The organism is Nostoc sp. (assembly GCF_036917435.1).
Lineage (GTDB): Bacteria > Cyanobacteriota > Cyanobacteriia > Cyanobacteriales > Nostocaceae > Nostoc.
Genome location: NZ_JBALDM010000042.1, coordinates 102775 through 127344, shown reverse-complemented (window position 1 = coordinate 127344; position 24570 = coordinate 102775). Strand labels below are relative to the sequence as shown.

At 40.9% G+C, this 24570-nt stretch carries 24 protein-coding genes; 17 read left to right on the top strand and 7 right to left on the bottom strand.

Annotation, left to right across the window (positions count from 1 at the left end; all coding sequences use genetic code 11):
• The first annotated feature begins 582 nt into the window (after positions 1-582).
• The gene (locus V7K98_RS20690; RefSeq protein ID WP_334861487.1) at positions 583-798 is read left to right on the top strand and encodes a hypothetical protein; all 216 of its coding nucleotides are present in this window, start codon (positions 583-585) and stop codon (positions 796-798) included.
• Between the two features lie 7 nt (positions 799-805).
• Entirely contained in the window at positions 806-1231 is a 426-nt protein-coding gene (locus V7K98_RS20685) for a type II toxin-antitoxin system VapC family toxin (RefSeq protein ID WP_229462944.1), read from the top strand.
• On the opposite strand, the gene V7K98_RS20680 is transcribed toward V7K98_RS20685, so the two are convergent.
• Positions 1228-1401, bottom strand: coding sequence for a hypothetical protein (locus V7K98_RS20680; protein ID WP_335025174.1), 174 nt, complete (start codon positions 1399-1401; stop codon positions 1228-1230). The two genes, V7K98_RS20685 and V7K98_RS20680, sit on opposite strands and share 4 nt — an antisense overlap.
• A gap of 68 nt (positions 1402-1469) precedes the next feature.
• On the opposite strand from V7K98_RS20680, the gene V7K98_RS20675 reads away from it, so the two are divergent.
• From V7K98_RS20675 to V7K98_RS20665, 3 genes are all read left to right on the top strand, one after another.
• A complete protein-coding gene (locus V7K98_RS20675) occupies positions 1470-3041 on the top strand; it encodes a metallophosphoesterase family protein (protein WP_335025353.1) in 1572 nt (523 codons plus the stop codon).
• Between the two features lie 232 nt (positions 3042-3273).
• Positions 3274-4029, top strand: coding sequence for a YebC/PmpR family DNA-binding transcriptional regulator (locus tag V7K98_RS20670; protein WP_335025172.1), 756 nt, complete (start codon positions 3274-3276; stop codon positions 4027-4029).
• Positions 4030-4270: 241 nt separating this feature from the next.
• Entirely contained in the window at positions 4271-4453 is a 183-nt protein-coding gene (locus V7K98_RS20665; protein WP_335025170.1) for a hypothetical protein, read from the top strand.
• 323 nt (positions 4454-4776) lie between these two features.
• On the opposite strand, the gene V7K98_RS20660 is transcribed toward V7K98_RS20665, so the two are convergent.
• Entirely contained in the window at positions 4777-5469 is a 693-nt protein-coding gene (locus V7K98_RS20660; RefSeq protein WP_335025167.1) for a PEP-CTERM sorting domain-containing protein, read from the bottom strand.
• Between the two features lie 332 nt (positions 5470-5801).
• Between V7K98_RS20660 and V7K98_RS20655 the strand changes: the two genes are divergently transcribed.
• Positions 5802-7055 (top strand): FAD-dependent hydroxylase, encoded by a 1254-nt coding sequence (locus tag V7K98_RS20655; protein ID WP_335025165.1) that lies wholly within the window; start codon positions 5802-5804, stop codon positions 7053-7055.
• Between the two features lie 122 nt (positions 7056-7177).
• Here the strand turns inward: V7K98_RS20655 and V7K98_RS20650 are convergent, their stop codons facing one another.
• Positions 7178-7792 carry a Uma2 family endonuclease gene (locus V7K98_RS20650; protein WP_335025163.1) on the bottom strand — a complete coding sequence of 205 codons (615 nt, stop codon included), beginning with the start codon at positions 7790-7792 and terminating at the stop codon, positions 7178-7180.
• A 79-nt stretch (positions 7793-7871) separates the two neighbouring features.
• Entirely contained in the window at positions 7872-8075 is a 204-nt protein-coding gene (locus V7K98_RS20645; protein WP_335025161.1) for a hypothetical protein, read from the bottom strand.
• 121 nt (positions 8076-8196) lie between these two features.
• Here V7K98_RS20645 and V7K98_RS20640 point away from each other — a divergent pair, with 121 nt between their 5' ends.
• Positions 8197-10392, top strand: coding sequence for a lytic transglycosylase domain-containing protein (locus V7K98_RS20640; RefSeq protein WP_335025159.1), 2196 nt, complete (start codon positions 8197-8199; stop codon positions 10390-10392).
• Positions 10393-10503: 111 nt separating this feature from the next.
• Here the strand turns inward: V7K98_RS20640 and V7K98_RS20635 are convergent, their stop codons facing one another.
• Both V7K98_RS20635 and ctpB read right to left on the bottom strand, forming a co-directional pair.
• On the bottom strand, positions 10504-11472 hold the full coding sequence (locus V7K98_RS20635; RefSeq protein WP_335025157.1) for a glycosyltransferase: 969 nt from the start codon (positions 11470-11472) through the stop codon (positions 10504-10506).
• 114 nt (positions 11473-11586) lie between these two features.
• Positions 11587-12927 carry a carboxyl-terminal processing protease CtpB gene (gene ctpB, locus V7K98_RS20630; RefSeq protein WP_335025155.1) on the bottom strand — a complete coding sequence of 447 codons (1341 nt, stop codon included), beginning with the start codon at positions 12925-12927 and terminating at the stop codon, positions 11587-11589.
• Between the two features lie 310 nt (positions 12928-13237).
• Between ctpB and V7K98_RS20625 the strand changes: the two genes are divergently transcribed.
• From V7K98_RS20625 to V7K98_RS20585, 9 genes are all read left to right on the top strand, one after another.
• Complete coding sequence (locus tag V7K98_RS20625) at positions 13238-13936, top strand: YdcF family protein (protein ID WP_335025153.1); 699 nt, start codon at positions 13238-13240, stop codon at positions 13934-13936.
• Positions 13937-14460: 524 nt separating this feature from the next.
• On the top strand, positions 14461-15324 hold the full coding sequence (locus V7K98_RS20620) for an EboA family metabolite traffic protein (protein WP_335025151.1): 864 nt from the start codon (positions 14461-14463) through the stop codon (positions 15322-15324).
• A gap of 40 nt (positions 15325-15364) precedes the next feature.
• Entirely contained in the window at positions 15365-16366 is a 1002-nt protein-coding gene (locus tag V7K98_RS20615) for a TatD family hydrolase (RefSeq protein ID WP_335025149.1), read from the top strand.
• A gap of 68 nt (positions 16367-16434) precedes the next feature.
• Positions 16435-17367 (top strand): UbiA-like protein EboC, encoded by a 933-nt coding sequence (gene eboC, locus V7K98_RS20610; RefSeq protein WP_442940429.1) that lies wholly within the window; start codon positions 16435-16437, stop codon positions 17365-17367.
• Positions 17368-17491: 124 nt separating this feature from the next.
• Positions 17492-18718 carry a metabolite traffic protein EboE gene (gene eboE / locus V7K98_RS20605; RefSeq protein WP_335025147.1) on the top strand — a complete coding sequence of 409 codons (1227 nt, stop codon included), beginning with the start codon at positions 17492-17494 and terminating at the stop codon, positions 18716-18718.
• Between the two features lie 16 nt (positions 18719-18734).
• Positions 18735-20111, top strand: coding sequence for an alkaline phosphatase family protein (locus V7K98_RS20600; RefSeq protein ID WP_335025145.1), 1377 nt, complete (start codon positions 18735-18737; stop codon positions 20109-20111).
• Between the two features lie 656 nt (positions 20112-20767).
• Complete coding sequence (locus V7K98_RS20595; RefSeq protein WP_335025143.1) at positions 20768-22261, top strand: catalase; 1494 nt, start codon at positions 20768-20770, stop codon at positions 22259-22261.
• Between the two features lie 88 nt (positions 22262-22349).
• Positions 22350-22559: a hypothetical protein gene (locus V7K98_RS20590; protein WP_335025141.1), complete on the top strand. Its 210-nt coding sequence runs from the start codon at positions 22350-22352 to the stop codon at positions 22557-22559.
• Entirely contained in the window at positions 22556-22969 is a 414-nt protein-coding gene (locus tag V7K98_RS20585; RefSeq protein ID WP_335025139.1) for a type II toxin-antitoxin system VapC family toxin, read from the top strand. Before V7K98_RS20590 ends, V7K98_RS20585 begins: the two co-directional genes overlap by 4 nt.
• A gap of 259 nt (positions 22970-23228) precedes the next feature.
• Here the strand turns inward: V7K98_RS20585 and V7K98_RS20580 are convergent, their stop codons facing one another.
• On the bottom strand, positions 23229-23657 hold the full coding sequence (locus tag V7K98_RS20580; RefSeq protein WP_335025137.1) for a hypothetical protein: 429 nt from the start codon (positions 23655-23657) through the stop codon (positions 23229-23231).
• Between the two features lie 352 nt (positions 23658-24009).
• Between V7K98_RS20580 and psbQ the strand changes: the two genes are divergently transcribed.
• Positions 24010-24471 carry a photosystem II protein PsbQ gene (gene psbQ / locus V7K98_RS20575; RefSeq protein ID WP_335025136.1) on the top strand — a complete coding sequence of 154 codons (462 nt, stop codon included), beginning with the start codon at positions 24010-24012 and terminating at the stop codon, positions 24469-24471.
• Positions 24472-24570: the final 99 nt, after the last annotated feature.

Genomic DNA, 24570 nt, shown 5'->3' with positions numbered 1-24570 from the left:
ATAGAATAATATTTATCATTTGGATTCAATTTTTTTTTACAAGTAGCAAAAGTAGGCTTTAAACTCTGGGGTCTGCTAAACTCAATAATTTATCGCTAAGAATTGGGAAAAGTCCAAAAAAGTTTCTCTATTTTGTCCAGAAAAGACCTCTCCCTGGTTTTACGTAGTAAAACATGTCCCTCTCCGAGTCGGAGTGACAGTGTACACACAAGTTTTTGGTGAGGCAATTTACGGTTAAGTCTCGGAGCCACGGAGAAACCTCACCCTGATTTTACGTAGTAAAATCTGTCCCTCTCCTTATTAAGGAGAGGGATTAAGGAGAGGACAGGGTGAGATTTTTCTTTTGGGTAATTCGATGACTTGTGTGTACAGTGTAGCCCAGTCGGAGAGGGAGAGAATTAAATTTTAAAGAAGTTCGTCGCACTCCCGTAATATTTAATTCAGGTAGTGGTTGAGGCAATTCTAAAAAATCGATATAATTCGTAAGATTGATATAAGTATCTTCACTAGTTATTATCTCGTCTACTCTACCTGTATTGCTACAGCCAGCTTAGGATAGACTAAAAGTACTTTTTGTAAAAGATGGTAGAAAAAATCACAGCTTTGTTTAATGGCAAAGTGTTCTATCCGGCTGAACCGATCGCACTGCCAATCAATACCCGTGTGCGAATTAGTATCGAAATTTTACCGCCAAGCGAACACGAAACGGTATCATTTCTGCAAACGGCGCGATCGCTAAACTTGGATGGGCCACCTGATTGGTCTACCAATATAGATAAATACTTGTATAGTAAGTAAACTTTCCATGCATTCTGAAGTCTTCCTTGATACATCATTTGCCATTGCTTTATCTGCACCGAGCGATCGCTTGCATGACCGAGCCTTACATCTGGCTAAAATGTTACAAGCGGCAGAAACTCGTTTAGTGACAACACAGGCGGTAATGTTAGAAATTGGCAATGCCTTATCCCAACAACCTTATCGTCAGGCGGCAATCATATTATTAAATTCTCTAGTAGCAGACTCCAAAGTAGAAATTGTCCCCCTCTCCCAGGAACTCTACGAACGTGCTTTCGAGCTATATCGGGAACAAACTGAGAAAGAATGGGGATTTGTGGATTGCGTATCTTTTATTGTCATGCAATATAGCGGAATCACTGAAGCCCTAACTGCTGATGAGCATTTTCAGCAAGCAGGTTTTCGAGCATTACTACGGGAAAATTTGCCTTAAGGATTGGGAATTTGGGAATTGGGCATGGGGCATGGGGCATGGGGCATGGGGCATGGGGCAGGTAGTAGGGAGTAGGGAGTAGGGAGTAGGAGACAAAAGGATACTTGAGTCAGACCCCCTTGTCCCTTCTTCCAATGCCCAATGCCCAATGCCCAATGACCAATGCCCAATGCCCAATTACATATTAAATATTTCGTTACAATCAGCTTGTGCATTAGGCATTCAAGAGTTATCAGCCATGAAATTGATTTCCGATCCACCGATTCCTGTAAAAATTCAAAAAATGAAGGAACGGGTGCGGTGGATGCATCCAAGTTTTGTGCAACGGGGAATTGACCAAACCACTATGGTTATTGACGATGGCAGGGAAGATAGTCCAGAATTTTCCTTTATGGTTATTGGTGATTCTGGTACTCAATCCCATTATCGACACCACCCCCAACGAAAAGTTGCCGAATTGATGCTGACTCACCGCGATGATTGCAGCTTTGTGTTGCACACAGGTGATGTAATCTATGTGGTGGGTTCCCAAGAATTTTATTCAACAAACTTTATTGAGCCTTACCGGGAATTTCTTGTTGGTGGTAATAACCCGAACAGCATTCCTTACGATCGCATGGTGTTTAATCTGCCGTTCTTGCCAGTACCTGGTAATCATGACTACTACGATGTACCCTTGATGTACCGTTTATTTACTGGAACAACATCTTCATTACGTCGCCTGTTCCGCTACAAAGATATCGAGATTGGCTGGCATGGATCGTATCAAGGGAATGCTTATGCACGAGCATTTATGGATTATACCCAAGCGATCGCTTCCCCACAAGAATTAGAACGTCATTTAGATAAACACTATACTGCTAAGACTAATACAGGGCGGTGTTTGCGTTACGAACCTGGACAGTTTACCCGTTTACCCAATCGCTATTACACCTTTCGTTATGGCGGGATTGACTTTTTCGCACTGGATTCTAATACCTTTAATACACCATCACCTTTACCTGCAACTCAAGAGGGGGAAATTTATCGCCAGGAATTGCAAAAGCGTCGCCAGGAAATAGATCGAGAAGAATTGCAGATTTTGAAAATGTGCGATGGACTGAACCCAGATAAACCCACCGAAGCTGAACAACTTGATGAACTTACCGCCAAATTAGATCAAATAGACGAGATCAAAATCGATATTGAAAAACAATTGGCATCTCAGAAAATGCCTGAGATCGATTTTGAACAACTTGAATGGTTGCGAAGCAGACTTATTGAATCTTGGAACACCTCCGAAGTACGCGGACGTGTAATCTTTTTTCACCATCCGCCTTATGTCACTGAGGCTACTAAATGGAATCAGGCACAAACCTTGGCGGTTCGCCACCGCTTGCGCTGGGTGTTTGAACGAGTGGCAGAAACTCTTGGTTCTCTAATTAAAGAACGTCCCATAGTCGATTTGATTTTAAATGGTCACGCTCACTGTTTGGAGCATCTTTGCACAACTGATACCGGATTTGCTGACTCTCACATTAACTGTATTATCTCTGGTGGTAGTGGTCATCGTCCCCGCTATCAACGGCGACAGGGAACTGAATTGATGGAGACTTTTACGGAAATAGCAGATAAGCCTACTCGGAAAGTTGCCGATTCAAAGCTTTTTGTTGGTCGTCATGATTACAATTCTCAGAACCGCCTACCTTACTCATGTGTGCGGATTGATGTTTTGGATGGTAGTCCACCCAAGTTTATCATCAGACCACTGATTGCTGAACGGGTAGAAAATGAGTGGTGTAACCGCGAACTTGAACCATTTATGATTTAACAAAAAACCTCCTGATCTAGCCTTGCACAATTATCTAAATGTGAGTTCGATGAACCTCTCCGAAATAGAGAGGGAGGAGTATGAAAAATTAGGCTTTTTGCTTCCCTCTCCGCATCGGAGAGAGGCTGGGGGAGAGGTCAAAAAAGATTTGTCGAACTCACATTATCTAAAGTCATGGTTATTGCCAGCGTTTATATCCTAATGTTGAATAGAGTTTTGATAATTTCAGATTATGGCAGGACATAGTAAATGGGCAAATATTAAGCGCCAAAAAGCGGTAGTAGATGCAAAAAAGGGAAAAACCTTCACTCAATTATCGCGGGCGATTATTGTTGCCGCTAGAAGCGGCGTACCAGATCCGGCGCTGAATTTTCAACTTCGCACGGCAATTGACAAGGCAAAGGCAGCGAGTATCCCCAATGATAATATTGAACGAGCGATCGCTAAAGGTGCAGGTACTTTTGGGGGTGATAACGCTATTTTTGAAGCGATTCGCTACGAAGGATATGGCCCTGGTGGTGTAGCGATATTAATTGAAGCCCTCACAGATAATCGCAATCGCACTGCTGCTGACTTGCGCGTAGCTTTTAGTAAAAATGGTGGCAATCTTGGTGAAACAGGTTGCGTTAGCTGGATGTTCGATCAAAAAGGCGTTTGTGTAGTACATGCGATTGACGAAGAACGGCTTTTAGAAGCATCTCTTGAAGGTGGCGCTGAGTCTTATGAGATGACTGAAGATGAGATGGCTGAGGTTTTTACTGACATCGGAAATTTAGAAACCCTTAGTCAGACACTCAAAAATCAAGGCTTTAAGGTGACTGATGCAGAATTTCGCTGGATTCCTAGCAATAGTGTAGAAGTTACCGATCCAGATCAGGCGCGATCGCTTTTCAAGTTAATTGATACTCTAGAAGGCTTAGATGACGTGCAAAATGTCACAGCTAACTTTGAAGTAGCAGAAGAATTGATGGTTTTCAGCTTTTCTTAATCAAAATTGACACATATCCGATAGTGAAATAGTGCTTATTAAGATAATGTCGAAAACGTTACATCTAACCTTGAAATGCTAGTAACTCTTATGGCTACGAGTATTTTTTAGCCAAGTATTCCCTGTAATTCCAATATTTTACGGTTGTAAAAATAGACACGAAAGATTCATATCAATTACAAACTTATGACATATACCTACTGGATAGTTAGATTGTTGATTAGTTGATGAGGATTTTCAAGTGAATAAATTCGCTAAAGTTTTGCTTTTGGCTTTAATCTTTGCTGCACCTGCAACCGTTTTTGCATCTCAAGCTCAAGCTAAAACTAGCTCCCATGTTGCTAGCGTAAAATATGGCAAAGTTAAACATCACAGACATTACAAGCATCATACTAAAAATCTAGCTCCTAAAACTCATAAATAGTTCCTATTATGTGCAAAAGTCTCTAGTAGCTATGTAATTAAGCTTAGTATTGGTTTCTCTGAAAAAACAATTCTATTATTTAACCCCGTTGAAATCCCTACCAATCAACGGGTTTTTTTTTATTGATTTGCTTATGAGTACACGATCCGGTCAAAGTAAAAGTTAAGATTTAATATTAAATCAACAAAAAAAATGGTTCTACCATACCTCTTATGCAAAATGCTGTTCAAGTACCACGAAAGGAACTTTTTGTAGTTCTTTCACTTGGATTGATAAGCATAAAAGAAGTTAGCAGAACCACAAAGACTTGTTACAAACCGTCGTTAATTCCCAATATTTAACTGTTTACGCTTCCGGGTGGAAACAATGCCAAATGCACCCATTGCTAAAAGACCAAGTACAGAAGCTGGTTCAGGAACTGTTTTGAAACCTTCTGGTGGTTTTTCTGCAAAGTAAACTTCATCCAAAAAGTTTCCGATTGTGGGATTACCACCAGCAGCAGATACTGAGTCAAACTGCCAGCGTGTTTTACCGCCAGTGGCAATGGTCGTGCCTTGATATTCTACCCAAGCTGTGTTCCCAGTACTGTATAGTTGGCTGAAGAGAGTATTGTTAGTAGCAAGGTCAATAATAGACAAACGCATCGTATCTACACCTTGACGACCTTCATGGAAAAATCTCCAAAACATGGTTGAACCAGCTGTAGTATCTACATCTTGATATAAGCTAGATACCTGATTAGCATTAAGTTCAGCATATTGATTTGTACCTAATGCTCCAGCATGGAACAGTCTAGGAGTTTGAATTTCAATTTTATTATCTGTAGCTGTAGTCTTCCACCCAGGAATAAGAGATGCGTCTATGGAGTCCCATGACCGATCACTACGAACAACAGTAGCTTCAAAACCACCATTAATTAAGCCTGAAGCGTTAGCTTCTTGTGCATTTCCAACAATACCCAAAGACAGGCCTACAGATCCAATAGTTACCAAAGCCAATTTGTTAATGTTTTTCATGTTCGCCGAGGTATTAGGGGTTTCAGTACCTCTCAAATATAAGTTTCAGTAGCCAATGTTTTGGTAAAGACACAGTGAGAAAACTGTCTTGATTCATAAAATTAGTAGTAGATTTTACAGCACATCCTGAATTCTTTATAAGTAATAGTACTGATGCTCCTTGCTGGCAAAGCGATTCAAGTCATTGGATTTTGGCATAAAAAGTCTGCTTAACTTTCATAATCTTTCCTTGAAGTCAGCAACGAGATTTTTCAATGTTTGCTTTTCTAACTTGCTCAAAGAGGCGCGATCGCGTCAAAATAAGAGTTAAGACGCTGTAACCTAACTTAACAATGACCCTGCTTGAGCAAACTCTTTCCCCTCAACCAACACCGCCAGACTTGCGGGGATATGAATATGATTTGGTAATTGTCGGCGGTGGAATTATTGGGTTAACTCTAGCCTCTGCTTTAAAAGATTCTGGCTTGAGTATCTTGCTGATTGAAGCGAAAGTGGCTTCATCTGCGGTAGCGAAGGGACAAGCCTATGCAGTTCATAAACTTTCGGCGCTAATTTACCAAGGAATTGGAGTTTGGGATAAAATATTGCCTCAAATCGCCAAATATTGCCGAGTTCGTCTTTCTGATGCCGATTATCCCAATGTGGTGGAATTCACTACAGATGATATAAATACAGCAGAGTTGGGTTATGTGGCGGAACACCAAGCGCTGTTGCAGCCTTTGCAAGAGTTTGTCCAAAATTGTCCAAATGTGACTTATCTGTGTCCGGCTGAGGTAGTAAACACGCAGTACCAGCAGGATATAGTAGCGATAGATATTAAAGTTGCCGATCAGTTGCGAACAGTTCGCAGCAAACTACTTATAGCAGCAGATGGGGCGCGATCGCCAATTCGTCAAGCTGCTGGCATCAAAACCTCTGGCTGGAAATATTGGCAGTCTTGCATTGTGGCATTTGTCAAACCAGAAAAACCGCACAATAACACCGCTTACGAAAGATTTTGGTCTAGCGGGCCATTTGCAATTTTACCTTTACCGGGGAACCGTTGCCGCATTGTGTGGACAGCCCCCCATGAAGAAGCAAAAGCTTTATGTGCTTTAGATGATGAGCAATTTTTAAGAGAACTCACCCGTCGTTACGGCGATCAGATGGGGAAATTGGAATTACTAGGCGATCGCTTTGTCTTTCAGGTACAACTCATGCAAAGCGATCGCTATGTTCTCCCCCGACTAGCGTTAATTGGTGATGCGGCACACAATTGTCATCCAGTGGGCGGACAAGGTTTAAATCTGGGGATTCGGGATGCAGCAGCTTTGGCGCAAGTTCTCCAAACAGCGCACCAAGCGGGTAAAGATATTGGCGACATTCAAATTCTTAAAGGTTATGAACGCTGGCGCAAGCTAGAGAATTTAACAATTTTAGGTTTCACCGATTTGTTAGATCGGATGTTTTCTAATAACTTCTTACCTGTGGTGGTAGTTCGTCGCCTGGGTTTATGGTTTTTGCAGCGAGTACCCGTTTTAAAAGTGTTTATGCTGAAGTTGATGATTGGTTTGAAAGGGCGAACTCCAGAATTGGCAAAACGATAAAACAGGAGTCAGAATTCAGAATTCAGCATACTCTAGCTATGAAGGGATAGTTTTAATATCGAACCACAGAGGACGCAGAGGACACAGAGGAATAAGAGTTTTAGAGAGTTCTTGCGTAATTCCTAACCAGCTTGAAAAATCTGGTTTGGGGTGAGATTCAATTCGGGAAAGGTTTGGGAGATAATAATCGCATTATCTCGAAACTTACTTATCTGATATTCGCCATCAACCAAGTTACAAACGGTGATTGTAGGTTGTTTGGGATTACCGATAAAATTACGTCCACCCAAGGCGGCATAATCGACAATCCAGTATTCTGGGATACCCATCTCTTCATACTCGGCATATTTTAAATAGTAATCGTCCCGCCAGTTGGTTGATATAACCTCAATTGCCAAAGGTATTGATGCACCCAAACTTACGATAGATTGTTTTTTCCATAATGGTTCATTTTCCAGATTTGCGCGGTTTAGCACCAACACATCTGGGAAGTAACCAAAATCTTTTTCAGGAGGTCTAACTATAGCTTGGTTGGGCATGAAGTAGGGCAATCCTAGACGTTTGATTTCAACAGAAATTTCGATACCTAGAAATCCTTTAACTTCTTCGTGTTTCCCTTCTGGTTGTGCCATCTCAACAATGTCTCTATTATGCAGTTCATAGCGTAATCGTCGATTTTCGGGTAGCCAATCGACGAATTCCTCAAAGGTTACTAGCTTGGGTATGGCTTTAGTCATAGATGATAGAGAATTACTGAATCATAGAAATATTATCTCTAATTCCGCGATCGCACTGCTTGCAAATTAGCCTAAGCTTTTAGGGTGCGATCGCTGTAGCTGGAAATAAACGCTCACGAATTGGCTGCCCAAAGAATGGAGATATTACTATACGAAGTTTTGTAGGATGCGTTACGCTGGCGCTAACGCATCCTACAAGATTGGGCGATCGCTCCTGAAAGATAATACCAAAGATAGATGCAATAGCATTTAAAATATGTTTTACACTCATTACTGGCAGCATAGGATTGAAAATTAAGATTTTTCTACATAAAATTAATAATCTAAAATTAAAAATTGGTAATAGTGATGGCTAGGAGTGTTAGAGTTTCAAGAAATTCATCGGAAATTTTCAGCGAGTATTCATGCTGAAGAAACTACAGAAAAAGCAAATTTCGATCATTGCAGGTGCGGCACTCTTTGCTTTCTTAGCTGGGGCGATGGTATCAGCACCTCAGATTGGTAAAACCGTTGGGCAATGGCTCAAAGTGGGTAAGAATCAGGCAGAGCAAACATCTGATAGTAGTATTGCCCAATCAGCCGTCTTTCCACTGATATCACAATCTCTGCCAGAACGGGCGGCAAAACTAGCAGAAATAGCAGGGCAATCGCCTTCGCCAGATCGAAATCGCGCTCGTTATCTTTTGGCGAGTGATTACATTGAAAGAACCCAAGCCCAAAAAGCCCTGGCTTTACTCCAAGGACTAGAGAAAGACTATCCGCTCCTCGCGCCCTATATTTTGCTGAAACAGGCGCAGGCAGAGGATATGCTGGGCGAAGACGGCAAAGCTTCGGATCTCAGACAAAAGGTGCTGAAACAGTATCCCAAAGAAGCGGCTACAGTAAAAGCAATATATCTAATTGCCCTACCGAAGCAACAAGAAATAGCGATCGCTCAATTTCCTTCCAACCCCCTGACTTGGGAAATTATTCGTAAACGCTTACAAGAAAATCCCAATCAGCCAAAATTACAATTGATTTTGGCTACTTATGCTTACGATCAACCAGGCATAGTAGGCGTTTTGGATCAGTTAGTAAAACAGCCTGCCCTCAAACCCGAAGACTGGGAACTAATTGGTACAAGCTATTGGGAAAATAGTCAATTTCTGAAAGCGGCGGATGCTTATGCCAAAGCACCCAAAACATCGCGCAATCTCTACCGGACTGCACGGGGCTTACAGGTAGGGGGCAAAGATAAAGAAATAGCGATCGCTACTTATAAACAATTGGTGCAGCAATTTCCCAATACCGAGGAAGCTGGAACTGCACTACTACGATTAGCAGAAAGCGCAAAAACAGGTAAAGATGGTTTACCTTATCTTGACCAGGTAATTAGTAAATTCCCTAAACAAGCAGCTACTGCACTGGTACAAAAAGCCAAAACTCTCCAAACCCTCAAAGATCAAAAGTCAGCTAGCGCGGCGTGGCAATTACTCATAGCCAAATACGCCAATTCAGATGAAGCGGCAGAGTATCGTTGGAAAATCGCCCAAGATAAAGCGAAAGTCAAAGATTACGTCGGTGCTTGGCAATGGGCAGAGCCAATTGTCACCAACAATCCCAATAGTATTTTGGCTCCCAGAGCAGGCTTTTGGGTAGGTAAATGGGCAGCTTCGCTAGGCAAACAGCAGGAATCTCAAACTGCTTATCAATATGTGGTTAGCCAGTTTCCCTACTCTTACTATGCATGGCGAGCGGCAACTATGCTGGGGCTAAATGTTGGCAATTTTGACAACGTGCGCGTCATGAACCCGGAAGTCATCACACCCCAGCGTTCATTACCGCCTGCTGGTTCTGAGACTTTCAAAGAATTGTATCTGCTGGGTCAAGATCGCGATGCCTGGTTACAATGGCAGACAGAATTTCAGAATAAAATTCAGCCAACGGTAGCAGAGCAATTTACTGAAGGGTTAGTGCGGATGGCAAGGGGAGAAAACCTCATCGGTATTGACAAAATTTCTAAATTGGAAGATCGAGAAATACCAGCTGAACTTACCCAATATAAGACTCTGAGCAAACAGATTACCTACTGGCAAGCGCGTTATCCATTTCCTTACCTCCGAGAGATTGAAAAGTGGTCTATTGAGCGTAAACTCAATCCTTTGCTAGTCACCGCTTTGATGCGTCAAGAGTCACGGTTTGAGCCAAAAATCAAATCCGTCGCTGATGCTACTGGTTTAATGCAGTTGTTACCGAGTACAGCTAAATGGATTGCACCACAAATTAAGGTGGATTTCAAAACAATAAATCTAGAAAATCCCAACGATAACATTATGCTGGGTACATGGTATTTGGGTCATACCCATGACCAATATAACAATAACTCAGTGTTAGCGATCGCTAGTTACAATGCTGGCCCCGGTAATGTCTCCAAATGGCTGCAAACTCTAACTACAAAAGATCCAGATGAGTTTGTTGAACAAATTCCCTTTGATGAAACCAAAAATTATGTGCGTCAAGTATTTGGTAATTACTGGAATTATTTGAGACTTTACAACCCTGAGATTTCTGGAATTGTAGGAAAGTACTCGAATACACACCCAAAATTACCAACACAGTGATTTGACGCGATACGTTAAAAGTTTAAAGCCTCGCCCCTTGTGGGCGACTCAGTTTTCCTCCTACCCTCATCGATCAAAACAAGGTTACTTGACTTAGTAGACAAGAGGTTTTTATAAGCGATCAATTATCTTGGCATTTTCTGGTAACTCGGAGTGTTTTTGCCCAGCAGTACGCGCCCTCGCTGTGAACAAACCAATGGGAGTATTTAATAAATCTACAAGGGTGGCTTGACCCGCAATCGCTTTTTTAATATCTCTTGGTATTTCCTTCAATAACCAACGCACCAAACGATAGCCGTATTCTTTAGGTGTCATCTCTCGCATCAAATCTACACCGTGTAGTTCGTGCAGATAGCGATTTGAGCGCCCGTAGCGTCGCCATTGACTTTGCAATTCCTTAAGTGTGGCGCGATGACGGTGCTGAACGATCGCATTTGGGGCAAATTCTAAACGCCCGATGTTTTCTCCCAAAATTCGCCAGCAAATATCGGCATCGCCACCAGTGGTAAGATAGGGACGAAATAAACCTGCTTTTTCTAAGGCAATGCGTCGAATCGCCAAATTAGCAGTTTGTCCATAAGGACGAAAAGAATGCTTAAGGGTGTGCTTTTGCGACAAAGTTTCTTCACGATCTGCATGTTGTTCTAGCAGAGTTGTGCCTGGTAATGCCAAAATCTCTCCAGCGACAATTACCACTTCTTGATTGACAAAAGGCTGAATTAATGCATCTAACCATTGCGGTTGGGGACGGCAATCAGCATCGGTAAAAACTATAATTTCCCCCACAGCAGCGCGAATCCCTGTATTCCGAGCAGAGTATGAGCTTTGAATTTGGTTTTCGCTCAAGGGGCAAATTGTAATTAGGCAGTTTTCGGCAGATGTTTTGAGGATGGTGAGAGTGCGATCGCTACTATTGTTGTCCACCAACAAGTATTCTACCCGTTCTTTTGGGTAAGTTTGAGACAACAGACAATTGATTAATTCTGGTAAATCCGCCTCACCGTTATAAATAGGAATAACCACCGAAACCATTGGTAAAAGGGCGGTGGCGGTGGTTGCATCAACTGACTGATGATTCATAAATCTGAAATTTTGGTTTAGGATTACTAGTTAGTATTCCCAAACCAAAATCCTAGAATGGTACATTAAGCAGTTTTCGTAACTCCAAAAATCTGGATTTGGGAATACTACTATCTAAAATTTCAGGCTATCGGCGCGGCTCATGGGTCGAGTGGGCTGATTTGCTGGAGGTTGGGCAAAGTTGTTATTTGATAAAATTGCGATCGCTCGAGCATATTGGGGATCGCTCTTAGTTCCAATTAAATCGGGATTAGAAGCTAACTGCCGCTCTTGCGCCTCTGTCAAGTCTAACTTGATATCTGGGGCAATCCCTTTATGGTTAATATCTGTTCCTGCCGGAGTGTAGTAATGGGCAATGGTGACAGCCAAGCCGGAACCATCTGCAAGTTCATGAACTGACTGCACTAGGGCTTTACCAAAGGTTTGACCACCTACAACTACTGCCCGCTTATTATCCTTAAGCGCCCCGGTGAGGATTTCGCTAGCACTAGCTGAATTACCATCCACTAATACTGCCAAGGGACGATTTGTTAGGGCAGTGCGATTAGCTTTAGTTTCTTCAGTGCCGCCCACACGGTCTACTGTCTTGACAATTCCGCCGTCATTGTACCACATCCGAGCAATTTCAATACTAGCTTGCAACAACCCGCCAGGATTTCCCCGCAAATCTAAAACATAAGAATCAACTTTCTTAGTGTTCAAATCGCGGATAGCTCGTTGCATTTGGTCTGCGGCATGGGCGCTAAATTCCCGCAAACGGATATAACCAACGCGGCGATTCCCTTCTTGTCTGAGGGTATACCGTACTGTTGGCACTTCAATACTTGCTCTGGTTAGCTTCAAATCAAAGGCATTTTGTCCTGCTCGTCCCAGCCGTAGTTTGATGGGACTACCCGCTTTGCCACGAATTAACTTAGAAGCGTCATCTACTTTCATTTTGAGGGTAGATTTGCCATCAATTGCCAAAATTTCATCGCCTGCTTTGATCCCAGCTTTCAATGCTGGAGAATTTTCTATGGCTTCGACGACAGTGAGGCGCTGAGTTTTTTGGTTTACTTCCATCCGAACCCCAATACCAGAGACTTCTCCAGATGTTTGGCTAGTCAAGGCTTCAAACTGTTTGGGATCCATGAATCGAGTGTAAGGATCTCCCAACTTTTGTAAAGCTTCGCGGATGGCAGTGTATGCTTCTTCCCTAGAAGAATAGTCTTTGCTCAACAGGGTTTGTCTGGTTGCTTGCCAATCTTGTTGATTAAATTTACCATCAACATATTCATGATTCACCAGTTGCCACACCTGGTCAACTATCACTTTTGGGCTGTCTTGTAGGGCTAGAGAGGCACGGACAGCACGAGTCCAAGCAGGGCCGAAAACGGACATTGTAGCAGTAGTGGCGATCGCTCCACCAATCAAGGCTACTTGGAGCGGTGAGTAACTTTTCGCAGATTGGTTCATGTATATTAACTGGAATAATTGTGTTGTTGACAGTTTAGCAATCAGGCTTTCCAGAAGTTTTTAAGTTTTTATACCCCAAACTAAGCTATGCTTTCTTCATCATTTATATCGTTGTAATGATGCCGAAAATACTGCATTATTAACAACCATTTCTCAGTTTGTTAGCCATCTCCGGAAGGCTATACTGAAGATGTGACACTTTGATTAGCGTCATGTTTGTAATGATTCATTACTTTTATAAGATAGCACTTCAATCGCTTAATTGCAGCCTTGTTAGACAGCTATTAAATTAGGTTTTCTTACCGAAGTCATGAAACGTAAATTTACCAACAAATCGTTAATTTCTATTAAAAATAATTTCGCTAATCTGTGGCAATTGTTACAAAAACTAACTGGTGTATTGTACTTTGTTTTAGGCACTTGGCTGATTTTTACTACTATAACCTTAGTTTTTGCTTCTTCACAGCCAGTAGATGCCTTCTTGGTGCTTGGTGGCAGTATTAGTCGAGAAACTTATGTTGCTCAACAAGCAAAGCAATACCCGCAAACCCCAATTTTAATTTCTCATGGTTCCCCAGACCCCTGTATATGGTTAATTTTTCAGCCGGAGTTAGAAGAGTTACAAAACGTTTGGTTAGAAAAGTGCGCGAATTCTACCTTTGAAAATTTTTATTATGGTATTCCAATTCTCCGGCGTTGGGGAGTGCATAAAGTCATGTTGATTACTTCGCCAAGTCACTTACCCAGAGCCTTATGGATGGCACAGATTCTCTTAGGCGCTCATGGTATTTGGGTTCAGCCAGAGATTGTTGAAGAATTGGGTATTCCTGGGAATAATGAATCTTGGGCGAAAACTGGATTAGATTTAACACGCAGCCTACTGTGGGCGATTTTAAGTCAAATTATTCAACCAGAATGTTCAAATGTGACAAGGCTTACTGAAGTAGATATGCAAGCTTGGGAGCATAAAGGTTTTCATTGTGAACACCAAGGCGGATTGAGGAGATGAGGTAGATAGCAGTCTACCAGATTACTATACAGTAGACAGTGGTTGTATGACTTGTTGGATGAGAGCGATCGCTATGGTGAATCAAAAGCCTTTAGCGTTCCCATAGTGTAGCAATTACAACATGTATCTAAATGATAAGTTTTTAAGTAAATATTAGAATTAAAAAATGTATTTTTTATTAATTAATTTTACCCTAATAAATAATTTTCAAAATCACATTAGTTGACAATTGGCAATTTAATTTATGTGTATAATTTGGATTTTTTAATGTTATTAATAAATATTATTTTGCATAAAAATTCTAAAATTAAAAATTTTCGATAAGATAAATAATTTTAAATTTATCTAATCAAAACGATATCTTTACAATATCTTCTTTAAAATTGGATATTTTTATAGATTCAGTAAAGTTCTAATATTAGTAGCATGTTATTCAGCTGCTTTGAACACAAATTATCAAGTTTAGTGGTAGGTTTTATACTTAGTTGTTACAAAAAGTTGCACAACTTCTCCTGAAATTCATCATGAGTAAAGTAAACAATTTATTGCATAACTGGCTGTTAAAGTCTGTTTCTGATCCCGCCTTGGCTTGGCTAGAGCATAAACAGGCACAGATTGCTAACGGCGCTGCTGAAAAAGTTTTTTTCACGGCATTTAGTTCTGTCCCGCGTTATCTAGGTAAAGATGATTTGCAGCTAACATTCCAGGACTTGGAAGCCGCACAGGATAAGATTCCAGGTTGGTATCCTGGTAATTGGAGTGTAGATCAAGCAGGTCGCACACTCTTGCTTTTAGCCTTGCCCCACGATGATATTGAGGGCTATTTGCCAACACTCGATCGAGTTATTTCCACTGCCGATATGGGAGAGCTAGTCGCCGTTTATCAAAGTTTACCTTTATTACCACATCCAGAGTTACATCGCCACCGTACTGCTGAGGGAATTCGCAGCAATATGAGTAATGTATTCCAAGCTATAGCACTACGTAATCCTTATCCAGCAAACTATTTGGATGATGCTGCTTGGAATCAGATGGTGCTGAAGGCTGTGTTTGTCGGTAGTCCGTTGCATTTAATTTGGGGACTAGACCGACGTGCTAACCCAGAATTGGCGAGGATGTTAGCAGACTATGCCCATGAACGTTGGGCAGCTAAACGCTCAGTTACGCCAGAACTTTGGCGACCTGTAGGGCGGTTTGCAGATAGCGCAATCATCACAGATTTGGAAAAAGTACTAGCTAATGGAGATACAGACGAGCAACAAGCAGCAGCATTAGCTTGTTCTGAGTCTCTTTTACCCCAAGCACAAGCATTACTTTCCCGTTATCCAGATTTACAGTCATCTATTCAACAAGGTAATCTGACTTGGAACATTTTTAGCCGTAAATGAAGGGAGTAGGGAGTAGGGAGTAGGTAATAAATAATTCCCAATGTCCAATGCCCAATGCCCAATGCCCAATGCCCAATTCCCAATTCCCAATTCCCAATTCCCAATTCCCAATTCCCAATTATTAAACCACACCATGATGTTTATAGATCCTCACATTCACATGTGTTCTCGTACTACTTATGATTATTTAGTAATGCGGGAATATGGCATTGTCGCCGTTATTGAACCAGCATTTTGGTTAGGACAACCTCGAACCAACGCTGGCACATTTAAAGACTATTTCAGTAGTCTTGTGGGTTGGGAACGTTTTCGTGCTAGTCAGTTTGGCATTCAACACTACTGTACAATCGGTCTAAATCCGAAAGAAGCTAATAACGAAGCACTAGCAGCAGAAGTGATAGAACTGCTACCACTTTATGCATGTAAAGAAGGTGTTGTGGCAATTGGCGAAATTGGCTACGACGACATGACAGAAGCAGAAGATAAGTACTTTTGTCAACAGTTAGCATTAGCCAAAGAACTCGATATGTTAGTACTAATTCATACTCCCCACCGGAATAAGAAAGCGGGTGCTATTCAGAGTATGGAGCGCTGTATTGAATATGGCTTAGACCCATCACAAGTAATTATTGACCATAACAACGAGGAAACCGTTGAAGAAGTATTAGGAAGAGGTTTTTGGGCGGCTTTCACAATTTATCCACAAACCAAGATGGGTAACGCCAGAATGGTAGAAGTTGTCCGTAAGTATGGATGCGATCGCATCATTGTGGATAGTAGTGCTGATTGGGGTATCAGCGATCCTTTGGCAGTCCCGAAAACGGCTCAGTTGATGTTAGATAGAGGTATTCCTGAAGAACATGTGCAAGCAGTTTGTTATGAAAATGCTCTAGCTGCTTACAGTCAAACTGGGCAGATGAAAGAGTCAGACTGGCTCAATCCTCAATCTATAGATCAGCGTCAAATGTTCAATGGCAATTCTGTGTTGCGGGGACAAGAACCAGGAATCAAATCAGTTTCAGATTATGTATTGATTGAGTAGAGATTTGGGCATTGTAAGAGAGATTTTCATCTTATTTTGATAAATTTAGTAGGTACGGAGGGAGAGAAGTGAATGTTGCAAGCTTAAATTTGCAAAGCTGGCGGGGTTATCTGGAATTGATGCGTCCTGCTAATATTGTTACTGCTTGGGCAGATATTCTTGTTGGTTTTGCGGCATCTGGCTCTGGGATGATTTTTGCTCAATTAATCAATGGAGAAGCAAGTTTTGTCATCTTAATCCCATTAGCTTGGTTGTTATTAGCTACAACTGGTTTATACGGCGGCGGTATAGTTTTTAATGATGTTTTCGATGCGGAATTAGATGCAAAAGAGCGACCAAATAGAGCAATTCCTAGTGGTCGCGTATCTCGTCAAAATGCTGCTTTATTGGGGAGTATACTGTTTGCAATAGGGATTATAGCTGCTTTTCAAGTATCTGCCTTGAGTGCTGCGATCGCTATATTCATCACTCTTTCTTGTCTCCTGTACGATTCATTCGCCAAGCATCATCCTTTTTTTGGCCCGCTTAATATGGGTTTGTGTCGTGGCAGTAACTTATTATTAGGTGTGAGTGCTGTACCAGCAATAATAGAAGAACGTTGGTATTTAGCACTAATTCCTATTATTTATATTGCTGCTATCACCGCAATTAGCCAGGGTGAAGTTCATGGAGGTAAGAAGATTACGGGAGTAGTTGCACTACTGTTAATTGCAATAGTTTTGACGGCAGTTTTAGCTTTAGGAGTATTAGGAGAGTATACAGCGATCGCAGCACTACCATTTGCAGTTTTATTAGCGATTAGAGTCTTGCCTAACTTTATCAAAGCCGCGCGTGAACCAATAGCTGAAAACATCAGAAATGCTGTAAAAATAGGGGTTTTATCTCTAATAGTTTTAGATGCAACTGTTGCCTCTGGTTTTGCTGGTTTGTATTACGGTTTTTTAGTTCTAATTTTGCTGCCAATTTCCATGAAACTAGCAAAAATATTTGCCGTAACTTAAGTTTGAATGTACATACCATGAATAGTCTGTAGGGGCGCATATCTATGCGCCTATCTCCATGAATGTCTGACAGATATTTTGTGAACTTTTATAAGCCAAAGACAACAGAGCATTAGTATATATAATGAAAATTACAAAAGATAGCAACTTTCATTTAACTTATTGCAGCAACATTCATCCTGGTGAAAGTTGGCTAGAGGTTTTCACCAATTTAGAAAAGTATATTCTTGAACTCAAGTCACGTTTATCACCTACAGAACCTTTCGGTATTGGCTTGAGATTAGCAGATATTGCCGCAAAAGAACTTTTAGAAAGTAATAATTTAGCTCAATTCCAAGCATGGCTAATTCAGCATAATTTATATGTTTTTACCTTAAATGGATTTCCTTATGGTGGCTTCCATCGGCAGGTTGTAAAAGACCAAGTTTATGCACCAGATTGGTCTACACAAGAACGTGTTAATTATACCTTAAACTTAGCAACAATTTTAGCTGTTCTGTTACCAAAAGGACTAGATGGCGGAATTTCTACACTGCCATTATCCTATAAACCTTGGTGGATAAAAGACCATATAACTTTTGAAATAGTTCTGAAACAGAGTTGTTTGAACATAGCATCAGTTGTTATAGAGATGATTCGCATCCACGAGGAAACAGGAAAGATATTACATATTGATTTAGAACCTGAACCTGATGGTTTAATTGAAAATACATCAGAAGTAATTGATTTCTATCAAAATTTGTTATTGCCCGTTGGTGGTAATTATCTATCAGAAAAATTAAATATTGAACAGAGTTTAGCTGAGACAAAATTGCTAGAACACGTCCGGGTTTGTTATGATACCTGCCATTTTTCAGTTGAATATGAGGAACCACAATCTGTATTTGCACGTTTACAATCGGCAAAAATTAAGATTGGCAAAATTCAAATCAGTGCTGCAATTCAAGTAAAAATACCTGCTGATATAGAAAAGCGTAGTTTAATAGTTAAACGTTTACATCCTTTTGCCGAATCTACTTATCTTCACCAGGTAATCGAACGTCGCAGTGATGGTACACTCCATAACTATTCTGACTTAATAACTGCATTACCACATCTAGAGCAATCTTTAGCTGAAGAATGGCGGATTCATTTTCACGTCCCAATTTTTATTCATGATTATCAAATTTTGCAATCTACGCAAGATGATATCGCTACTGTTTTGCATCTAATTCAAACAAATAATGTTTGCTCGCATTTAGAAATTGAGACTTACACTTGGGATGTATTGCCATCAGAAATGAAGATAGATTTAATAACTTCTATTCAGCGTGAGTATGAATGGGTATTAAAAGAACTTGCCGCAAATTAAGAGGAAATTAATTTTTATGCAGAAAACTGTTGTTATAAATGTCGTGGGATTAACGCCCAGTTTATTAGGAGAAAACACACCGTTTTTATCTTCTTGGGCTGCAAAAGGGCAGTTAGCTTCCATTGGAAAAGTCTTACCTGCGGTGACTTGTTCGGTTCAAGCTACTTATTTAACAGGAAAATTGCCTGATGAACATGGAATTGTCGCTAATGGTTGGTACTTCCGCGATGAATGTGAAGTGAAGTTTTGGCGACAATCTAATAAGTTAGTACAGGCTCCCAAAATTTGGGAAATAGCTAAATCAATCGATCCAACTTTTACTTGTGCTAACCTTTTTTGGTGGTACAACATGTACTCTACAGCAGATTATGCGATTACGCCGCGCCCAATGTATCCCGCAGATGGCAGAAAATTGCCTGATATTTATACCCATCCAAGTGATGTGCGATCGCAAATTCAATCTGATTTAGGAAATTTCCCTCTGTTCGATTTTTGGGGGCCAAAAACTTCCATTAGTTCTAGCCAATGGATTGCCAATTCTGCAAAATGGATTGAGGAACGCTACAGCCCCACCTTATCACTAGTTTATCTACCACATTTAGATTACTGTCTACAAAAATTTGGTAACAATCAAACACAGATTCAAGCTGATTTACGAGAAATTGATGCTGTTTGTGGCGATTTGATTGAATATTATCAAGCACGCAATACTCAGGTAATTATTCTTTCTGAGTATGGCATTACCCCAGTTTCTAAAGCTGTGGATTTAAACCGCGTACTACGAGAAAATGGTCTAATTGCTATACGAGAAGAATTAGGGCGAGAACTGCTCGATTTTGGGGCTAGCATTGCCTTTGCTGTCGCCGATCATCAAATCGCTCATGTATATGTGAACGATCACGCATATATCCCGAAAGTGCGATCGCTCTTAGAAGCGACTGAAGGCGTAGCGCAGGTATTGGATGAAGAGGGTAAACAAGCCTACCACCTCGATCATCCTAGATCGGGGGAGTTGATAGCGATCGCACAATCTGACGCTTGGTTTACCTATTATTATTGGCTTGATGATGCAAAAGCTCCTGATTTTGCTAGAACTGTAGATATCCACCGCAAACCTGGTTACGATCCTGTAGAACTTTTCCTCGATCCACAGATTAAATTTCCTCAAGGAAAAATTGCTCTCAAGTTACTTAAGAAACAACTAGGCTTTCGCTACCTGATGGATGTTATTCCTTTAGATGCTTCTCTAGTACGTGGCTCTCACGGTAATGTTACCAGTACTCCAGATGAAGGGCCTCTATTTATCACCCATCAAACTCACCTAGTTGATAAACATCAAATTGAAGCGACAGATGTTTGCTCGTTGATTCTCAAACATGTAAATAATGATTAAGTACGTAGGCGTAATTAAATATAAGATCAAACCTCACCCTCAATCCCTCTTCTTAGTAAGGAGAGGGAAGCCGGAGGCAGGTTAAGAAGTAAAAAGTAAAAAGTAAAAAGATAATCCCCATAAATAAATTCAGGGGAAATGATTAAGGACTTATTATTTCTTGCGCTATGCGTCTCGAAATAAATGTTTTTATTTCGTTCCATAAATAAATTTAGGGGCTTAAAACCACTGCTCTTTTTCTTTATGAGTGCCTTTTTACTTTTTACTTTTGCCTTGTTCGGTGAGGTTTTATATTTAATTTGACCCACTTACTTAGTAAAAAGGGCAACCAGAAACCGCATCTACACAAAACTTTACTCACCCGATCGGTTTCCAGGCAAGAGGCTTAAGCCTCTTATTCTGTGTACGCTGACGAGAGTTTGGATAGCCGCGAATGAACTTTGCACTGGCTCTTGGTTGACAAAAATGCATAAATGTGGATTCTAGAAAATCCCAAAAATACAAAAGAACCTCATGGTAATTCATAATCATATCGAGTATGATTTATATATGAACTCGTTATGAATATGAATTAGATAGATCCATCAATGGGTATCTATCTAATGACTAAAATTTACTTTTTCAATTCCAGTAACTTAACGGAGAGCTTCTTGAGCATGACTGAACCCCAAAACTTGACAACTGCTGACGGTATTCCAGTTGGCGATAATCAGAACTCACTCACAGCCGGAGCGCGTGGCCCTTTATTAATCCAGGATTTCCACCTCATAGAAAAGCTGGCTCATTTCAACAGAGAACGTATTCCTGAAAGAGTTGTCCACGCTAAAGGTGCGGCTGCTCATGGTACTTTGACTATTACCAATGACATCACCCGCTACAGTAAAGCCAAACTTTTTTCTGAAATTGGCAAAAAAACGGAACTTCTCCTACGCTTTTCTACAGTTGGGGGAGAAAAGGGTTCAGCAGATGCCGAGCGCGACCCTAGAGGTTTTTCCCTCAAGTTTTATACTGAAGAGGGTAACTGGGATCTTGTCGGCAATAATACCCCTATTTTCTTCATCCGCGACCCTCTCAAGTTTCCTGATTTTATCCATACCCAAAAGCGCAATCCTCAAACCAATTGCAAAGACCAGAATGCAAAGTGGGATTTTTGGTCACTCAGCCCAGAATCGCTTCACCAAGTAACGATTTTGTTTTCAGATCGGGGAATTCCGAAAACCCATCGAAACATGGATGGCTTCGGTAGCCACACCTTCAGTTTAATTAATGCTGAAGGCGATCGCGTTTGGTGTAAATTTCACTTTAAGACTCTGCAAGGGCATCAAACCTTGACTGAAGAAGAATCAGCCAAGATTAAGGGCGAAGATCCCGATCATGCGACTCACGATTTGTTTGAAGCGATCGCTAAAAAAGATTATCCTAAGTGGCGGATGTGCATTCAGGTGATGACCGAGGAGCAAGCAGAAAAACATCCAGATAATCCCTTTGACTTGACCAAAGTTTGGAAACAAGGAGAATATCCTTTAATTGAAGTCGGGATATTAGAGTTAAATCGTAACCCAGAGAATTATTTCGCCGAAGTTGAGCAAGCTGCTTTTAGCCCTAGTGCAGTGGTTCCGGGCATTAGTTTCTCTCCAGACAAAATGCTTCAAGCTCGTATCTTTTCTTACCCAGATGCTCAACGGTATCGCTTGGGTGGTAACTATCAGCAACTACCTGTTAACCAACCCAAATGTCCAGTGATGCATTATCAGCGAGATGGCTTTATGGCACCGGGGAACAACAGTGGTAGCGCTCCTAACTATGAACCCAATAGTGCTGAGGGTACGCCTAAAGAAAATCCAGCTTACGCAGAACCACCTAGTCATTTGGGCGATGTCACAGTCGATCGTTACAGTCATCGTGAAGGAAACGACGATTATACCCAAGCAGGGAATTTGTATCGGTTACTAACTCCTGAGCAGCAAGAGCGTCTTGCTCATAATATCGTCGGTAGTCTTAGCCAAGCGAGACAGGACATCCAAATGCGCCAACTTTGCCACTTCTTCCGGGCGGATGTTTCTTATGGTCGTCGTGTCGCTGAAGGCTTAGGAATTTCAATCGATCCCTCAATGTTTTCTGCCACTGCTCAATCTGTAGGTAACTCGTAGCCTTATCCAATTTTGTGGGGTGGGCATCTTGCCCGCCTTCAAGCAAATTCATTTGATTAACTTACAAAATCAATCGAGGTAATTAAACATGAAATTAACAGCAACAGAAAAAGGCTTATTAATCCCTAAAGAACTATTAGGAGAAAACCAAGAATTTGAGATTATTCAACAAGATGGAAAAATTATAATTACTAGCATCAAACAAACATCTTCTATTTGGGATTTAGGTTCAAATCCTGTGGAATGTGATGTAAAAGATGGTGCAACTAACCACGATCGCTATCTCTATAACCTATGAGAAGTATCTACTTTTTAGATACCAGCTATATTTTAGCTCTAGAAATCAAAAATGAAGATGCTCATCAAAAAGTATTACAAAATTGGGCTACTTTAATAAAGTCCAAACCTGTTTTAATGACAACAACATACATTTTTGATGAAGTGGTTACTTTTTTTAATAGTCGAAACCTTCATTATAAAGCAGTTGAAGTTGGTAATCGGTTATTGGAAAGTCATGATATAGAATTAATCGAAATTGATCGAAATTTATTTAATCAGGGATGGGAATATTTTCAAAAGTATAAAGACAAATCTTATTCTCTCACTGATTGTTTATCATTTATCGTTATGCAAGAACGAGAGATTGTTACAGCTTTAAGCTTAGATAATCATTTTTATCAAGCTGGATTTCAAATTTTACCATCATAAATGAGTTCAGAGGCTCGTTGACGGAGTTCAGAGGCTTATTAAGTAGATAAACAAAAGTATTTACAGTCATTGCGATCGCACCATTGGCAAAGCATATCCTACAGAAGCAATTCTAGCCATTACGATCCCATTATGTAATTAATTATCTTGGCTACTTATTAGAGTGAGATTTGAATCCCATGTGGGTAATGCAACCGATGCAGATTACCTAAATTGCTGATGTATTATTCCTCACTACTTTCTCTGAGACAAGTTGATTTCATTGACTTAGTTTATTGAAAATTTCTAAAATCTGTCGGCAAATCTGTTTGAGCTTATCCTCGATTTCACTAGAAGGCGAAGATGTGCCGACAATACTCCAGTTCTCCACCGTCGAAAGTCGCCACGCCTCACCGCGATGATCGAATCCAGCTACCTCCACACCGATCGCCCGGCGGGAATTATTGATGGGATCTTGATAAAATCGGATTTGAATTAAAACACTACGACTTCGCCAAGATTTGCTGATACCAGGAAAGTGAAAACCAATATCTATAGAATCTGGATCGACTAACTCCCTAGTTTCCGGGTCATTTTTCCAGGGTTTGAGATCGGATTTGGCATCAGGAAACTCGAATTTGAACAAATTAACTACCGTAGCAATGTTGCTGGCGAGTTCAAGGTTCGTTGCCTGTTCAGCTGCGTTCACTAAAAAACACTCCTATAATTGCGTCGGCATCTTCGGGGATGTGAAGATAAAAAACCGCCAGAAGGCTTATATATATTGGTGTTTCAGCTTATCAAGAGCTTTGATATTTAGCAACTCTAAATCATACTTCCCTAACAATTCTCGTTACCAAAAATCGCTTCTTGTTGGGACTGGGTAACACCTATTAAGTAATTGTACTTAAAAATTCCTAAAAAGCAGATGAGACTGTGCCCTTTGGGAAAATATCAAGATTTTCTGCAAAATCCTTAGCAGACAATAACGATAAATTGCACTAGCGACGATCTAAAATGACACTGTTAATCGGTAAACAAAAAGCAATTAAGTTCATTGTATGGCGCGTCAACGCTCGATTTTTTCACTTGTTTTAGTATTATTGGCCACATTCCTCATGAGTTGTGGCGGCCCTGGTGTTGCGATCGCACCTCCAACTTACACAGCAGTACAACTTGAAAGAATTCAAGAATACGTTCCTGAAATTCAGGCTGTGCGCGATCGCTCAGATGAGTTGACAACCCTGATTAAAAAAGGTGATTGGATCAATGTGCGTAACTTTATACATGGCCCCATAACAGAAGCAAGGCTGAACTTGACTTATGTGACTCCTAACCTTCTACCCAAAGACCAACCTACAGCCCGTCAAGTAACGCGAGATTTCTTTAACGACCTAGTTAAGCTTGATAAAGCTACTAGTGCAAGCAATTCTCTAGTTGCTTTGAATCAATCCCAGGCTGCTTTCGCAGATATTGACAAATTCCTCAATCTGCTTCCTAAGACCAGCACAGAGGCAAGTTAAGCGCAAGGTAAGATGGGATGAGGGAGATGAGGGAGAGTAATAAATTGTTTACTTGCTCCCTCATCTCCCCCTACTCCCTCATCTCCCCCTACTCCGCTT

Coding starts and splice junctions, on each gene's coding strand:
- V7K98_RS20690 (WP_334861487.1), top strand. CDS start 583: ATGGTAGAAAAAATCACAGCTTTGTTTAATGGCAAAGTGTTCTATCCG.
- V7K98_RS20620 (WP_335025151.1), top strand. CDS start 14,461: ATGAGTAAAGTAAACAATTTATTGCATAACTGGCTGTTAAAGTCTGTT.
- psbQ (WP_335025136.1), top strand. CDS start 24,010: ATGGCGCGTCAACGCTCGATTTTTTCACTTGTTTTAGTATTATTGGCC.
- V7K98_RS20590 (WP_335025141.1), top strand. CDS start 22,350: ATGAAATTAACAGCAACAGAAAAAGGCTTATTAATCCCTAAAGAACTA.
- V7K98_RS20625 (WP_335025153.1), top strand. CDS start 13,238: ATGAAACGTAAATTTACCAACAAATCGTTAATTTCTATTAAAAATAAT.
- V7K98_RS20585 (WP_335025139.1), top strand. CDS start 22,556: ATGAGAAGTATCTACTTTTTAGATACCAGCTATATTTTAGCTCTAGAA.
- V7K98_RS20635 (WP_335025157.1), bottom strand. CDS start 11,472: ATGAATCATCAGTCAGTTGATGCAACCACCGCCACCGCCCTTTTACCA.
- V7K98_RS20675 (WP_335025353.1), top strand. CDS start 1,470: ATGAAATTGATTTCCGATCCACCGATTCCTGTAAAAATTCAAAAAATG.
- V7K98_RS20640 (WP_335025159.1), top strand. CDS start 8,197: ATGCTGAAGAAACTACAGAAAAAGCAAATTTCGATCATTGCAGGTGCG.
- V7K98_RS20685 (WP_229462944.1), top strand. CDS start 806: ATGCATTCTGAAGTCTTCCTTGATACATCATTTGCCATTGCTTTATCT.
- ctpB (WP_335025155.1), bottom strand. CDS start 12,927: ATGAACCAATCTGCGAAAAGTTACTCACCGCTCCAAGTAGCCTTGATT.
- V7K98_RS20645 (WP_335025161.1), bottom strand. CDS start 8,075: ATGCTGCCAGTAATGAGTGTAAAACATATTTTAAATGCTATTGCATCT.
- V7K98_RS20615 (WP_335025149.1), top strand. CDS start 15,365: ATGTCCAATGCCCAATGCCCAATGCCCAATGCCCAATTCCCAATTCCC.
- eboE (WP_335025147.1), top strand. CDS start 17,492: ATGAAAATTACAAAAGATAGCAACTTTCATTTAACTTATTGCAGCAAC.
- V7K98_RS20600 (WP_335025145.1), top strand. CDS start 18,735: ATGCAGAAAACTGTTGTTATAAATGTCGTGGGATTAACGCCCAGTTTA.
- V7K98_RS20655 (WP_335025165.1), top strand. CDS start 5,802: ATGACCCTGCTTGAGCAAACTCTTTCCCCTCAACCAACACCGCCAGAC.
- V7K98_RS20660 (WP_335025167.1), bottom strand. CDS start 5,469: ATGAAAAACATTAACAAATTGGCTTTGGTAACTATTGGATCTGTAGGC.
- V7K98_RS20670 (WP_335025172.1), top strand. CDS start 3,274: ATGGCAGGACATAGTAAATGGGCAAATATTAAGCGCCAAAAAGCGGTA.
- V7K98_RS20650 (WP_335025163.1), bottom strand. CDS start 7,792: ATGACTAAAGCCATACCCAAGCTAGTAACCTTTGAGGAATTCGTCGAT.
- V7K98_RS20595 (WP_335025143.1), top strand. CDS start 20,768: ATGACTGAACCCCAAAACTTGACAACTGCTGACGGTATTCCAGTTGGC.